A 14,367-nucleotide genomic window follows, 5' to 3' on the forward strand; every position below is an offset into this window, starting at 1 on the left:
CGCGTCGTGCGAGGTGGTCCGCGAGGACCGGGGAACAGGACGACCGGGCAACCGATGTACGGGTTGTACCCCGCCACTCTACAGGGCGGGTCCGCGGCCGCCGCGGTGGACGTGCCGACGCGGCGTTAGCATGCGCGGATGACCTCCGACGCCGGCAACGCCGCCCCCGTGCCGTCCGACGCCCCGTCGGCCGAGCGCTCGTCGAACCGGGCCCCCGGCAAGGGCGCCGGCGCGCCCGCCGACGTGCCGGCCGGCCCGACGCCCGACACGGCCGACGCGGTCGAGGTGCTCGGCCTCGTCGCCGCGCTCGAGCACCAGGCGTTCGCGCGGCTCGCGGCCGACAGCGCGCAGGCCCCCGACCTCGAGCAGTCGCTCGCGCTCAGCCGGCTCGCGGCGCGCTGCGGCGAGCGCCGCGACCGCGTCCTCGCTCGCATCGCGGAGCTGGACGGCGACCCCGTCGCCGCGCTCGGCCGGTTCGACCGGGTCCTCGACGACTTCGACGCCCGCACGCCGCCGACCTCCTGGTCGGAGCGGCTGCTCAAGGCCTACGTCGGGTACGGCGTCGCCGACGACTTCTGCCGGCTCGTCGCCCGCGGGCTCGACCCGCGCTCGCGCGAGCTCGTCGCGGAGGCGCTCGGCGACGCGTCCCACGCCGAGCTGGCGGTGCGCGAGCTCGACGCGGCGTGCGCCCAGGACACGGTGCTCTCGGCGCGGCTCGCGCTGTGGGGCCGGCGCCTGGTGGGCGAGGCGCTCGGCGTCGTGCAGCGGCTCGTGCAGCGGCCCGAGGTCGCACGCGTGCTCGACCGCGCGGAGGTGGCCGCCGAGCAGGAGGTGCCCGCCACGGTCTTCAACGAGCTGACGGCCGAGCACACCCGGCGCATGTCGCGCCTGCACCTGACCGCCTGAGCTCCTCGGCCGGCGCCGGCCGAGGAGCTGCGGGGGTCGGCCCGGCGCGCGGCACGGTCCGGACGCGCGGACGCCCCGGCGGTCCTGCCACCGGGGCGTCGTGCCGTCGTGCGCGTCAGAGGGTGCCGAAGCCGACCCGCCCCTTGGTCTCCACGCCGATCTCGACGTAGCCGAGCGCGGCGGACGGCACGATCACGCGCCGGCCGCGGGTGTCGGTCAGCTCGAGCGTCGTCGACGAGCCGGTCAGCGCGTCCTGCACGAGGGCGGCGATCTCGTCGGCGCCCCTGTCCGACTCGAGCGTGATCTCGCGCGGCAGGTTCTGCACGCCGATCGTGATCTCCACGGGTACTCCTCCGAACGCCGGGGTCCCGCCGCGGGTGGCGGGGGTCGGGCTCGATCCTAGGCGTCCTCGTACACGAAGTCCGGCCGGACGAGCCCCGCGACCCCGCGCCACGCGAGGTCGGACACCAGGTCGACGACGCGGCCGGTGTCGCTCTCCGGACGGTGGCGCAGCCAGTACGTCGCCGCGCCCTGGGCCGTCGCGACGAGCGCCGCCGCGAGCACGTCCGCGTCGGCCGGCCCGCGCCCCGTCACCTGCGCGAGGACCTCGGCGATCCGCCGCGTCGTCTCCGCGGTCGCGTGCTGGACGCGGGTGCGGACCTGGGCGTCGTGGGTGACGTCGGACTCGAACAGCAGGGTGGAGGACTCGCCCGCGACCTGCACGAACGCCAGGTAGGCCTGGACGATGGCGGCGACGACGTCGCGGCCGGCGCCCCGCACGACCGGCCCGGCCTCGATCGGCGCCACGGCCCGCTCGACCGCGGCGAGCAGGTCCGCGCCCTGCGCGTCGACGACGGCGAGGTACAGGTCGAGCTTGGACGGGAAGTGCCGGTAGAGGACCGGCTTGCTCACCTCGGCCCGGTCCGCGATGTCGTCCATCGACACGTGGTGGAACCCCTCGGACGCGAACAGGTCGCGGGCGACGTCGAGCAGCTGCCGGCGTCGGTCGGTGCGCGACATCCGCGTGCCACGGGCCGCGCGCGGGCGCGGCACGCCGGGGGGCCGGTGCGCGGCGCCCGCACCGTCCGGCAGGTCCCGGGGCTCGGTCATGGCGGCGATGGTACTGACGCGTACCCGGGCGTTCCGGGACGTCCACGACCGCACGAGGGTGCCGGGCGGTGCACGACGGCCCGGGCGCGCGGGCGGCGTGCGCGGTCCTGTCGGTGGCTCGTGGTGGGATCGGGCCCGTGACGACCGCCGCCACCACGCGCCTGCTGCCGCCGCCGACCGTGCGCGCCCGCGCGGCCGGCGCCGTCGTGCCCGTGCTGGACGAGGTGCAGCGCGCCGTGGTCGACCGGGTCGCGGCGGGGCGGGACCGCGTGCTGCTCGTGACGGGCTCGCCCGGGACGGGGCGGACCACGGTCGCGCTCGAGGCGGCGGCCGCGGCGGTGGAGTCCGGGCTCGCCCCCGACGACGTGCTCGTGCTGGCCGCCACGCGCCGCGGTGCCGGCGAGCTGCGGGACCGGCTCGCGGTGCGCCTGGGACGGACCGCCGGCCGCCCGCTCGTGCAGACGCCCGCGGCCGTCGCGTTCGCGGTCCTGCGGGCGCGCGCCGGTGCGCTGGGGGAGCCGCCGCCCGTGCTGGTCTCCGGTCCCGAGCAGGACCTCGCGCTCGCGGAGCTGCTCGCCGGGCACGCGTCCGGCGAGGTGGCGGGTCCGGCGTGGCCCGCGGGCGTGCCGGCCGAGGCGCGCACGGCGCGGGCGTTCCGCGACGAGCTGCGCGACCTGCTCATGCGCGCGGCTGAGCGCGGCCTCGCGCCGGCCGACCTGGCCGCGCTCGGTCGTCGGCACGGACGACCCGCCTGGGTGGCGGCGGCGGCCGTGTACGCGGAGTACCTCGACGTCATGGCGCTCGCGGCCGCGACGCCCGACGCGGGCGAGCGGCTCGACCCGGCGGTCGTCGTCGACGCCGCCGTCGCCGCGCTGCGCGGCTGGGACGACGAGGTGCCCGGCGTGCGGTGCCCCCAGCGCGCGCTCGTCGTGGTCGACGACCACCAGGAGAGCACCGCCGCCACCGCGCGCCTGCTGCGCGCGTTCGCGGACCGCGGCGCGCGGCTGCTGCTGCTCGGCGACCCGGACGTGGCCGTGCAGACGTTCCGGGGCGCGGACCCCGCGCTCGTGGCGCGGGCGACGGTGGACGGCACGGGGACGGGTGAGCTGGGCGCGGACCACGTCGTGCTGCCCACCGTCTGGCGGCAGACGCCCGCCCTGCGGGCCGTGACCGCCCGCGTGACGGAGCGGATCGGCGCCGTCGGGACGGCCGCGCACCGGCGGGCCACGGCGCCGGCCGGCGCCCCGGACGGCCCGGCCCCCGCGTCGCGGTGCTGCCGAGCGGCGCCCAGGAGGCCGCGTGGGTGGCCCACGAGCTGCGGACCGCCCACCTGCGGCGCGGCGTGCCGTGGGACGAGATGGCGGTGGTCGCCCGGTCCGGCGCGCGGGTCACCGTGCTGCGCCGTGCGCTCGCGCAGGCGGGCGTCCCGGTGCGGGTCGTCGGCTCCGACGTGCCGCTGCGCGAGGAGCCCGCGGTGCGTCCGCTGCTCGACGCGGTGCGGGTCGCCGTCGGCGAGCCGCTGGACGCCGAGACGGCCGCCCGGCTCGCCTGCTCGCCGCTCGGCGGGCTCGACACGGTGGGCCTGCGCCGCGTGCGGCGTGCGCTGCGCGCGGAGGAGCTGGCCGGTGGCGGGGGCCGCTCGAGCGACGCCCTGCTCGTCGAGGTGCTCGAGGCGCCCGGCCGTGCGGCGACCCTCCCCCCGCACGTCGCGCGACCGGTCGAGCGCCTCGCGGCGGTGCTCGAGGCCGGACGGACGGCCGCCGCGGAGCCGGGCAGCGACGTCGAGTCGGTGCTGTGGGCGGTGTGGGACCGTGCGGGGCTCGCGGAGCCGTGGCGGCGCGTCGCGCTCGCGGGTGGGGCCGCCGGTGAGCGGGCGGACCGCGACCTGGACGCGGTGCTCGCGCTGTTCAAGGCGGCGGAGACCTTCGTCGACCGCAACCCGCAGGCCGCGCCGCGCACGTTCGTGGACTGGGTGCTCGCGCAGGACCTCCCCGCGGACTCCCTCGCGCCGAGCTCGCGCGCGGCCGGCGTGAGCGTGCTGACGCCCGCCGGTGCGGCCGGGCGCGCGTGGGACGTCGTCGCCGTCGTCGGCGTGCAGGACGGCGCCTGGCCGGACCTGCGCCTGCGGGACTCGCTGCTGGGGGCGCAGGCGCTCGCGGACGTCGTGGCGGGGCGTACCGCGGCGACGGCACCGGGTGCCGAGGCCGGCGCCGCGGCCCGCGAGGCCGTGCTCGCCGACGAGCTGCGCGCGTTCGCGGTGGCGTGCTCGCGCGCCCGCACGCACCTGCTCGTGACGGCGGTCGACGACCAGGACACGAACCCGTCCCCGTTCCTCGACCTCGTGCAGCCGCCGCCGGGCGACGGACCGGACCCGCGCCGCGCGTCCGCGCCCGCGCCGCTCGACCTGCGGGGTCTCGTCGCGCGGCTGCGCGCGACGCTGGAGCGCAGCGCCCGGGACACCGGCGTGCCGGACCCGCGGGCCGCGCGGACGCTGGCCCGCCTGGCCCGCGCCGGCGTGCCGGGGGCGCACCCCGACGCCTGGTTCGGGCTCGCGGCGCCCTCGAGCACGGCGCCGCTGTGGGCGGCGGACGAGAAGGTGCCGGTCTCGCCGTCCCGGCTGGAGACCGCCCAGCGCTGCACGCTGCGCTGGGCGCTGGAGTCGGCCGGCGGCACGCCGGCCTCGTCGGCGCTGCAGTCCCTCGGCACCCTCGTGCACGCGATCGCGCAGGAGCACCCGACGGCCGACCGCGAGACGCTCACCGCGGAGCTGGACCGGCGCTGGCCGGAGCTCGGCCTCGGTGAGGGCTGGCCGGCCGTCGCCGCCCGCCGCCGTGCCGACGCGATGGTCGAGCGTCTCGCGGCGTACCTGCGCGGTTCCGGCGAGCCGGTGCTGGTCGAGGCGCCGTTCGCGCTCGAGACGGACCGTGCGGTCGTGCGGGGCTCGGTGGACCGGGTCGAGCTGGTCGGGCGGGTGGGTGACGAGGGCGACCAGCGGCCCGCCGTCCGGGTGGTCGACCTCAAGACGGGCTCGCGCGTCCCCACCACCGCGCAGGCCGCGGAGCACCCGCAGCTCGGGGCGTACCAGCTCGCGGTGGACGCGGGCGCGGTGCCGGGCCTGCCCGAGGGAGCGGTGAGCACCGGCGCGCACCTCGTCTACCTCTCGCAGGGCTCCGGCAGGCCCACCGAGCGGCGGCAGGCCTCGCTCGGCCCCGAGACCGAGGGCCCGAGCTGGGCCCGCGTGCTCGTCGACGAGGTGGCCGGGCGGATGGCGGCGTCGGCGTTCGAGGCGCGCGGCAACGACCTGTGCGACCGGTGCCCGGTGCGGCGTGCCTGCCCGCTGCGCGCCGAGGGCGGGCAGGTGGTCGCGTGAGCGAGGACGTCGCGGCACGCGTCGGCACGCCCGACGCCGAGCCCGGCGCCGAGCCCGCCGTCGCGCCGGCGCTGTCGGCCGAGCGCATCGCGCGGCTCGTGGGCCAGCACCCGCCCACCGAGGAGCAGCGTCGGGTCATCGAGGCGCCGCTGCGGCCGTCGCTCGTGGTCGCGGGTGCGGGCTCGGGCAAGACGGAGACGATGGCCGGGCGCGTCGTGTGGCTCGTCGCGAACGGCCTGGTCGCACCCGAGCAGGTGCTCGGCCTGACGTTCACGCGCAAGGCGGCGGGCGAGCTCGCGGAGCGCGTGCGGCGGCGCCTGCGCGCGCTCGCCCGGGCGGCGGCCCGCGACGGCGTCACGCTGCCCACGGGTGCGGACGTGCTCGACGAGCTCGCGCGCCCGCACGTGTCGACGTACCACGCCTACGCCGCGAGCCTGGTCTCGGACCACGCGCTGCGACTCGGCGTCGAGCCGGGTGCGCGGCTGCTCGGCGAGGCCGCCCAGTGGCAGCTCGCCGCGCAGGTGGTCGAGTCGTGGACGGGCGACCTCGGGACGGCGGCCGCGACGTCCACCGTGGTCGACGCCGTCCTGTCCCTCTCGGGCGCCCTCGACGAGCACCTCCTCGACCCGGCCGACGCGCGGGCCCGCGTCGAGCAGCTGGCGGCCGACCTCGCCGCCACGCCGGTGGGCGAGGACCGGCGGGCGCCGCGCGCGAAGGCGCGCGACCTGGTGGCCTCGCTCGGGGAGCGTGCGCGCGTGCTCGACCTCGTCGTGGAGTACCGGGCCCGCAAGCGCGCCGCCGAGTCCCTCGACTTCGGCGACCAGGTCGCGCTCGCGGCGCGCATCGCCCGCGACGCGCCTGAGGTGGGGGCGGGGGAGCGGGCCCGGTACCGCGTCGTGCTCCTCGACGAGTACCAGGACACGTCGTACGCCCAGCTCGTGCTGCTCTCGGCGCTGTTCTCCGGCGGGCACCCCGTCACCGCGGTGGGGGACCCGCACCAGTCCATCTACGGCTGGCGGGGCGCGAGCCCGGGCGGGCTCGCGCGGTTCCCCGAGACGTTCCCGGTCGTCGAGCCCGGTCCCGGCGGACGCGGGTCGCGCGCCCGCCGCCGCCCCGCGGACGTCGTGGAGCTGTCGACCTCGTGGCGCAACGACGTCGCCGTCCTGGCGGCCGCGAACCTCGTGGCCATGCCGCTGCGGGCGGCGGGCGGCCGCGTCGAGGTGCCGGAGCTGCGCCCGCGACCCGGTGCCGGGGCCGGCACCGTGCTCGCCGCCGTGACCGCGACGATCGAGGAGGAGGCGGCCACCGTGGCCGCGTTCGTGGCGGGGCAGTGGCGGTCCGGGTCCCACCCGGAGGGCCGCCGCACGGCAGCCGTGCTGTGCCGCAAGCGCTCGCAGTTCGAGCCGCTGCGGCGCGCCCTGCGCGCCGAGGGTCTGCCGGTCGAGGTCGTGGGCCTGGGCGGGCTGCTCGCGGCGCCGGAGGTCGTGGACCTCGTCGCGGTGCTGCAGGCGGCGCACGACCCCACGCGCGGCGACGCCCTCGTGCGGCTGCTCACCGGTGCCCGCACGCGCCTCGGCGCGGCCGACCTGCACGCGCTCGGCGACTGGGCGCGCCAGGGCGCTCGCACGCACGGGCGCGACCCCCGGGCGACGGGCGTCGAGGCGGACGTCGTCGACGAGCGCAGCCTCGTCGACGCCCTCGACGACCTGCCGCCCGAGGGCTGGCGCAGCGCTGCCGGCCGCTCCCTCACGCCCGTGGGGCGCGCCCGGCTGCGCGACCTGGCCGCGGTGCTCCGCGCGGTCCGCGCCCACCAGGGCCTGTCGCTGCCCGAGCTGGTCAACGAGGCGGAGCGGCTGCTGGGGCTCGACATCGAGGTGCAGGCCCGGCCGGACGTCGACGCGGGCCGCGCGCGCGCCAACCTCGACGCGTTCGCCGACGTCGTCGCGGACTTCGCCCGGGGCGCCGACCGGCCGAGCCTCGGTGCGCTGCTCGCCTGGCTCGAGGCCGCGGACGCCCGCGAGGACGGCCTCGAGCTGCCCGTCACGGAGCCCGACCCCGACGCCGTCCAGCTCATGACCGTGCACGCCGCGAAGGGGCTGGAGTGGGACGCGGTCGCGGTCGCGGGGATGGTCGACGGCGGCCTGCCGGCGACCGCGGTGCTGGGGCCCGACGGACCGAAGGACTCGGGCTGGCTGACGGGGCTCGGCGTCCTGCCGTACCCCCTGCGGGGCGACGCCGACGACCTGCCCCGCCTCGAGTGCGCGGGCGCGGCCGACGCCAAGGAGCTGGCCGAGCGCCTCACCCGTTTCACGCGGGACGCCGGCGAGCACGAGGTGGCCGAGGAGCGCCGCCTCGCCTACGTCGCGGTCACGCGCGCCCGTGACCGGCTGCTGCTGACCGCCGCGCGCTGGGCGGACGCGAAGGCGCCGCGACGCGTCTCCCCGTTCCTGTCCGAGCTCGTCGACGCCGGGCTCGCCGAGGTGACGGCCTGGGCCGACGAGCCGCCGGCCGACGCCACCAACCCCCGCGCGGCGCTCGTGGAGAGCGCCGTGTGGCCCGCCGACCCGTTCGCACGGGACGGGAGCGCGCCGCGCCGACCGGCCGTGGAGGCGGCGGCGGCAGCGGTGCTGGACGCCCTCGCCGACGCACCGGGCGGCCCGCACGCCCCCGACGCCGCGACCCCCGGGGGCGACCGCGGCGCCGAGCACGACCCGGGGCCCGAGGGCGAGGACTGGGACGCCCTGGCCGACCGCCTGCTCGCCGAGCAGGCCGAGCGGCGCCGGGGCGACGCCCGGGTCGCCCTGCCGGCGCACCTGTCGGCGTCCTCGCTCGTCCGGCTCGACGCCGACCGCGACGCCTTCGCGCTCGGCCTGCGCCGGCCCGTGCCGCGCGAACCGTCCCGCCAGGCCCGCCGCGGCACCGCGTTCCACGCCTGGGTCGAGGCGTGGTACGGGCGTGCGACCCTGGTCGACCTCGACGACCTGCCCGGCGCGGACGACGACTCGCTGCCCGTGGACGCCGACCAGGCCGAGCTGCGCGCGGCGTTCCTGCGCACGCCGTGGGCCCACCGGGTCCCGCTGGCCGTGGAGGTCGACGTCGAGACGACGATCGGCGGCTACGTGCTGCGCTCGCGCATCGACGCGGTCTTCGCGGACCCCGACCGGCCCGGCGTGGACGGGGCCGTCGTGGTCGTGGACTGGAAGACGGGCGCCCCGCCGTCGGACCGCGCCGAGCGGGAGTCGCGCGCGCTCCAGCTCGCCGTGTACCGGCTCGCGTGGGCCCGCTGGACGGGCACCGACCCCGGGCTCGTGCGGGCGGCCTTCTGCTACGTCGGGGCCGGCGTCACGGTCACGCCGGACCGCCTGCCCGAGGAGGACGAGATCGCCGCGCTGCTCGCGGCGGCCGCTCCCGTCGCCACGGCCTGAGCAGCCGTCCCCGCGTCAGGTCCTGAGCAGCCGCCACCACGCCGGGTCCTGAGCGACCGTCACGGCGCCAGGGCCCGAGCGGCCGTCACAGCGCCGCGGCGGCCTCGTCCTCCACGCGCGTGTGCTGGTCGAGGTCGTGCAGCATGCCCACGGCGTCGTCGACGACGTCCTGGCGTCCGGAGCGCACGCCGTGCAGCAGCCAGCGCGCGAGGGCCAGCTCGCCCGCGAGCATCGCCCGGTCGGCGAGGTGCGGGTCGGTCAGCTCGGTCCGGCGCAGCAGGTACGCCTCGAGGATGGACTCGACCGCGTCCTGCGGCGCCGCCACCAGCAGCCACGACAGGTCGTCCGCGGGGTCGGCGACCATGGCGCTGCCCCAGTCGAGGACCCCCGCCACCGCGCCGTCGGCGACGAGCACGTGCGCGCTCGTGAGGTCCCCGTGCACGACCGTCGGCCGGAAGCGCCACAGCGCGACGTCCTCGAGCTGCTCCTCCCAGCGACGCAGCAGCGTCGGCGGCACCAGGCCGGTCCGCGCGGCCTCGTCGACCTCGGCCTGCCGCCGCTCGCGGTAGCCCCCCGCGTCGTACACCGGCAGGCCCGCGTCCTCGACGATCGCCGTGGGCAGCTCGTGCACGGCCGCGAGGGCGCGTCCGACGGACGCCGCGAGACCGGGACCGGGCCGCAGCGTCTCGAGCCGCAGGGGCTGACCCGCCACCTCCCGGTGCACGCAGGCCCGCCCGCCCTCGGGCAGGTGCGCGAACCCGGCGGGGCGCGGCACGGCGAACGGCAGACGTCCCTCGTCGACGTGCGGCGCGAGCGCCTCGAGCAGCGCGACCTCCGCCTCGAGGGCCGCACCGGCGGCGGCGTTCTGCGGCGCGCGCACGACCCAGCGCCGGCGCACCGAGTCCACGACCACGGCGACGTCGAAGTCGGCGCCCGCCACGCCGGGCCGGCGCACGTCGTACGCGTCGAGCCCGGGGATCGCGACGGTCGCGAGGGCGGCGAGGGCGAGGGGCGAACGGGTCACGCCCGCCAGCGTAGGCGGGCCGGGCGTCCCGGCCGCGGTGCCGCCCGGGCGTGTTGGCGGTCCGTTTCGTCCCCGGTGGACCCGGAGGGCGGGGCTGCGCACGCGTGCCGCGGGGGCCCGCCGCGGGGCGGGCAGCCGTGCGGGGCCGCGCGTAGCGTGACGGCGTGACGCCCGACCTCCTCGCCGACCTCCCCCTCGCCCGCAGCCGCACCGACCGTGCCGCCCTCCTGCGCGAGGACCCCGACGTGCTGCCCGCCGCACTCGCGGACGCGGGCACGCGCGTGCTCGTCGTGCACGACGGCGGGGTGCGCACGCAGGGCCCGGACCGCGTCCGCTGGTACACCCCGGACGAGGCGCGCACCGAGGCGCGCGCGGTGCTCGGGGAGGGCGGCGCGCCGGACGACGCCTGGCTGCTGCTGGGCGCCGACGACGACGGCACGCGGGTGCTCGCGCTGCGCCTGCCGGACCGCACGCCGCCGGCGACCCGTCCGGGACCCGCGGACGCGGCGGTGCACGCGGCCCGGGTCGCGTCCGCGGGAGCGGCCGGCGACGGGTGGCGCTCCCTGCGGGTCGTGGGCGCGGCGCTCGACGCCCGCGACGCGGGCCTGGCCACGACGGCCGTGGCCCTGGACGCGTGGCACGACCGGCACCCGCGCTGCCCGCGGTGCGGCGCCGCCACGCGGGTGGCGCAGGCGGGCTGGTCGCGCGTGTGCGACGTGGACGCCTCGGAGCACTACCCGCGCACCGACCCCGCCGTGATCATGGCGGTCGTCGACGACGACGACCGGCTGCTGCTCGGTCACGCCGCGGCGTGGCCGGAGGGGCGCTGGTCCACGCTCGCGGGCTTCGTCGAGGCCGGCGAGTCCGCCGAGCAGGCGGTGCGCCGCGAGGTGCGCGAGGAGACGGACGTCGTCGTCGACCGCGTCGAGTACCGGGGCAGCCAGCCGTGGCCGTTCCCGGCGTCGCTCATGCTCGGCTACCGGGCGCACGCCGTCCGCACCGAGGTGACGGTGGACGGACAGGAGATGGCCGCGGCGCGCTGGTTCAGCCGCGAGGAGCTGGCCCGCGCGGTCGACGAGGGCAGCGTGCTGCTGCCGGGACGCGCGTCGATCGCGCGGGCGCTCGTCGAGGAGTGGTTCGGCCGCCCGTTCCCGGACTGACGGCGCCGGGACGGGCCGCGGCGGCGCGGGGCGGGCCGGCGCCGGGCGCGGCCCGTGCCGTCAGAGCCCCAGGCGCGCCTTGACCTCGGCCAGCGACGGGTTGGTGGCGGCGGAGCCGTCGGGGAACACGACGGTCGGCACGGTCTGGTTGCCGCCGTTCACGGACTCGACGAACGCGGCGGCGTCGGGCTGCTGCTCGATGTCGACGACGTCGTACGCGATGCCGGCGGAGTCCATCTGCGTCCTCAGCCGGTGGCAGTAGCCGCACCAGGTCGTGGAGTACATCGTCACGGTGCCCGGGGCAGGGGTCGTCTGCGTCATGACGGCAACCCTGCCACGCGTCACCGACGGGGACCGCGCCGCGGCCGGGCCGTTCGCGCGCGGCGTAGCGACCGGCGGCGCCGGGGGCAGGCGCGGGCGCGCGGACCCTGTCGGTGGCGGCTGCGACACTGGGGACGATGTCCGCCGACGCCCTCCTCGACGCGCTGGACCCCGAGCAGCGCGCGGTCGCGACCGCCCTGACGGGGCCCGTGTGCGTGCTCGCCGGTGCCGGCACCGGCAAGACCCGTGCCATCACCCACCGCATCGCGTACGGCGTGCGCACCGGCGTGTACCGCCCGGCGTCGGTGCTCGCCGTGACGTTCACCGCGCGCGCCGCGGGGGAGATGCGCGTGCGGCTGCGCGACCTGGGTGCCTCCGGTGTCCAGGCGCGCACGTTCCACGCGGCCGCGCTGCGCCAGCTCGGGCACTTCTGGCCCCGGGTCGTGGGCGGCGCGCCGCCGCGGCTGCTCGAGCAGAAGGCCCCGCTGGTCGCCGAGGCGGGCCGTCGCGTCGGCGTCACCCTCGACCGCGTGTCGGTGCGGGACGTGTCGTCCGAGATCGAGTGGGCCAAGGTCTCGCTCGTCACGGCGGACGACTACCAGCGTGCGGCCGAGGTCGTCCGGCGCCCCGCCCCGGCCGGTCAGGACCCGCAGGTGGTGGCGCGCCTGCTCACGGCCTACGAGGACGTCAAGGCGGAGCGCGGCGTCATCGACTTCGAGGACGTCCTGCTGCTGCTCGCCGCGATGCTGGGCCAGCGCGGGGAGATCGCCGAGGAGGTGCGAGCCCAGTACCGGCACCTCGTCGTCGACGAGTACCAGGACGTCAGCCCGCTGCAGCAGCACCTGCTGGAGCAGTGGCTGGGCGGCCGCCACGACCTGTGCGTCGTGGGCGACCCGAGCCAGACCATCTACTCCTTCGCCGGGGCGACGCCGCACCACCTGCTCACCTTCACGCGCCGGCACCCGCGGGCGACGGTCGTGCGCCTGGTGCGGGACTACCGCTCCACGCCGCAGGTCGTCGGCCTCGCGAACCGCGTGCTGACCGCCACGCGCCGCCCGGGGGACCCCGCCCCGCTGCACCTGGTCGCCCAGCAGCCGGACGGTCCGCCCGTCCGGTTCACGGCGTACGACGACGACGAGGCGGAGGCCGCCGGCGTGGCGGCACGGGCCGCCCGGCTGATCGCGTCCGGCGTGCCGGCGAGCGAGATCGCCGTGCTGTACCGCACCAACGTGCAGGCCGAGGCCCTCGAGCAGGCGCTCGCGGCCGCCGGCGTCGGCTACCAGGTGCGTGGCGGCGAGCGGTTCTTCTCGCGCCGCGACGTGCGCGACGCGCTCGTGCTGCTGCGCGGCGGGGCTCGTGCCGCCGACCCCGACGTGCCGCTCGGCGAGGCGGCTCGGGACGTCCTGCGCTCGGCGGGGTGGTCGCCCGAGCCGCCGGCGGCCCGCGGTGCCGCGCGCGAGCGCTGGGACGCCATGCAGGCGCTCGTCGGGCTCGCCGACGACCTCGCCGCCGCGCGCGAGGGGGCGACGATGGTCGACCTCGTCGCCGAGCTCGACGAGCGCGCCGCCGCGCAGCACGCGCCGACCGTCGACGGGGTGACGCTCGCGTCGCTGCACGCCGCCAAGGGGCTGGAGTGGGACGCCGTCTTCCTCGTCGGGCTGAGCGACGGCCTCCTGCCGATCTCGCTCGCGCAGACCGACGCGGCCGTGGCCGAGGAGCGCCGGCTGCTGTACGTCGGCGTCACCCGCGCACGCCGGCACCTCGAGCTCTCCTACGCCGCCGCCCGCACCCCCGGGTCGCGAGCCACGCGGCGCCGCTCCCGCTTCCTCGACGGTCTGTGGGCGGGCGAGGGCGGACGTGGCGCGCGTGCGACGGCCGCGGGCGTGCGCGCGTGGGTGGCGGGGGACGCGGGCGCCCGCCGCGGGGACGGCGAGCCCGACGCGGCCGTCCTCGACCGGCTGCGGGCCTGGCGGGCGCGGGTGGCGGCCGAGCGCGGCGTGCCGGCCTTCCGGGTGATGCCCGACGTCGCGCTCGAGGCGGTCGCCGCGGCGGTGCCGACGGGGCCGGCGGAGCTGCAGCGGGTCCACGGCCTCGGGCAGACGCGGCTGCGCGAGTACGGCGCCGAGCTGCTGCGCGTCGTCGCCGGTGAGGACGTCGTCGCGGGGCGCGCGAGGCGGCCCCGCGTCTGATCACGGGCGGTCCGCGGCGGCCCCGCACCACGCCGGTGGGGGCGGTCGCAGACGCCCGGATGAACTGCTTCCCGAGATCGTCGTTAATTCCTTGTGACCCTGCTCGCAGGGCCCCTAGGGTGGTCCCCGTCCTTGTTCGCGAGGTGCTGCCGAAGAGGCGGGACCTGATCCGGAAGGAGGTGGGTGCAGAGATGGAGAGCATGACGATGACCGGCATCGCCGTCGCGCAGCAGACGTACGTGCGGTCGCTCGCGCCCACCACCGAGACCTTCCGTGGGGGCCGTGTGCCCACCGCCGGGACGCCTGCCCGCCGTCGGCGCACCGCCACGTCCGGCATCGATCTGCACCGCAGGACTCCGTAGACCCCGTACGCGTACGCGACGGCCGCGGAGTCCGAACTCGGATCCGCGGCCTTTCTCGTCTCTCCGGCACCTCGCCGGGTGGCACAGGCCCGTCGATCCGACCTCGACGCACCACAGCTCACCCAGCGAGGACACCAGGAGGACATCGTGCGGCTCACGACGCTGCTCGACACCGTGGACCACGGCGGATCCGGACCGTGGCCCACCGGCAGCACCGCGACGACGGACGACAACCGACAGTTCGACCGCTTGGTCGCCGATCTCATCCCGTGCCGGTCGAACGACCCCGAGCTGTGGTTCGCCGAGCGCCAGGCCGACGTGGAGCGGGCCAAGGCCCTGTGCCGCAGCTGCCCGCTCATCGACGGCTGCCTGGCCGGCGCCGTCGAGCGCGCCGAGCCGTGGGGGGTGTGGGGCGGTCAGGTGTTCGTCGGCGGTGTGGTCGTGCCCACCAAGCGCGGGCGCGGCCGGCCCCGCAAGGACGCGGCCGCCTGACCGGCGGT

11 protein-coding genes and 1 pseudogene are annotated in these 14,367 nt (G+C 78.5%); 8 read left to right on the forward strand and 4 right to left on the reverse strand.

The window, feature by feature from the left end; all coding sequences use genetic code 11:
* Positions 1-138: 138 nt before the first annotated feature.
* Complete coding sequence (locus GC089_RS05365) at positions 139-906, forward strand: ferritin-like fold-containing protein (protein ID WP_155376774.1); 768 nt, start codon at positions 139-141, stop codon at positions 904-906.
* A 115-nt stretch (positions 907-1,021) separates the two neighbouring features.
* Here GC089_RS05365 and GC089_RS05370 read toward each other — a convergent pair whose 3' ends face one another.
* On the reverse strand, positions 1,022-1,249 hold the full coding sequence (locus GC089_RS05370; protein WP_155376775.1) for a DUF3107 domain-containing protein: 228 nt from the start codon (positions 1,247-1,249) through the stop codon (positions 1,022-1,024).
* Between the two features lie 56 nt (positions 1,250-1,305).
* Entirely contained in the window at positions 1,306-2,016 is a 711-nt protein-coding gene (locus tag GC089_RS05375; protein ID WP_155376776.1) for a TetR/AcrR family transcriptional regulator, read from the reverse strand.
* Between the two features lie 269 nt (positions 2,017-2,285).
* On the opposite strand from GC089_RS05375, the pseudogene GC089_RS18880 reads away from it, so the two are divergent.
* From GC089_RS18880 to GC089_RS05385, 3 genes and pseudogenes are all read left to right on the forward strand, one after another.
* Positions 2,286-3,032: pseudogene (locus tag GC089_RS18880) on the forward strand (UvrD-helicase domain-containing protein); the annotation flags it as partial.
* Positions 3,033-3,319: 287 nt separating this feature from the next.
* Positions 3,320-5,386 (forward strand): PD-(D/E)XK nuclease family protein, encoded by a 2,067-nt coding sequence (locus GC089_RS18885; protein WP_230685075.1) that lies wholly within the window; start codon positions 3,320-3,322, stop codon positions 5,384-5,386.
* Entirely contained in the window at positions 5,383-8,811 is a 3,429-nt protein-coding gene (locus GC089_RS05385; RefSeq protein WP_155376777.1) for a UvrD-helicase domain-containing protein, read from the forward strand. Before GC089_RS18885 ends, GC089_RS05385 begins: the two co-directional genes overlap by 4 nt.
* 85 nt (positions 8,812-8,896) lie before the next feature.
* On the opposite strand, the gene GC089_RS05390 is transcribed toward GC089_RS05385, so the two are convergent.
* Positions 8,897-9,835 carry a phosphotransferase gene (locus GC089_RS05390; RefSeq protein WP_155376778.1) on the reverse strand — a complete coding sequence of 313 codons (939 nt, stop codon included), beginning with the start codon at positions 9,833-9,835 and terminating at the stop codon, positions 8,897-8,899.
* Positions 9,836-9,999: 164 nt separating this feature from the next.
* Here GC089_RS05390 and nudC point away from each other — a divergent pair, with 164 nt between their 5' ends.
* The gene (gene nudC / locus GC089_RS05395; protein ID WP_155376779.1) at positions 10,000-10,995 is read left to right on the forward strand and encodes an NAD(+) diphosphatase; all 996 of its coding nucleotides are present in this window, start codon (positions 10,000-10,002) and stop codon (positions 10,993-10,995) included.
* 60 nt (positions 10,996-11,055) lie between these two features.
* Here nudC and GC089_RS05400 read toward each other — a convergent pair whose 3' ends face one another.
* Positions 11,056-11,316 (reverse strand): mycoredoxin, encoded by a 261-nt coding sequence (locus tag GC089_RS05400; protein ID WP_155376780.1) that lies wholly within the window; start codon positions 11,314-11,316, stop codon positions 11,056-11,058.
* Positions 11,317-11,453: 137 nt separating this feature from the next.
* On the opposite strand from GC089_RS05400, the gene GC089_RS05405 reads away from it, so the two are divergent.
* The 3 genes from GC089_RS05405 to GC089_RS05415 all read left to right on the forward strand — a co-directional run bounded on the left by GC089_RS05405 (position 11,454) and on the right by GC089_RS05415 (position 14,359).
* Positions 11,454-13,505, forward strand: coding sequence for an ATP-dependent DNA helicase UvrD2 (locus tag GC089_RS05405; protein WP_155376781.1), 2,052 nt, complete (start codon positions 11,454-11,456; stop codon positions 13,503-13,505).
* A 191-nt stretch (positions 13,506-13,696) separates the two neighbouring features.
* Complete coding sequence (locus GC089_RS05410) at positions 13,697-13,867, forward strand: hypothetical protein (protein ID WP_196250830.1); 171 nt, start codon at positions 13,697-13,699, stop codon at positions 13,865-13,867.
* 147 nt (positions 13,868-14,014) lie between these two features.
* Positions 14,015-14,359 carry a WhiB family transcriptional regulator gene (locus GC089_RS05415; RefSeq protein WP_155376783.1) on the forward strand — a complete coding sequence of 115 codons (345 nt, stop codon included), beginning with the start codon at positions 14,015-14,017 and terminating at the stop codon, positions 14,357-14,359.
* Positions 14,360-14,367 lie beyond the last annotated feature (8 nt).

The organism is Cellulomonas sp. JZ18 (genome assembly GCF_009720485.1).
Taxonomy (GTDB): Bacteria; Actinomycetota; Actinomycetes; order Actinomycetales; family Cellulomonadaceae; genus Cellulomonas.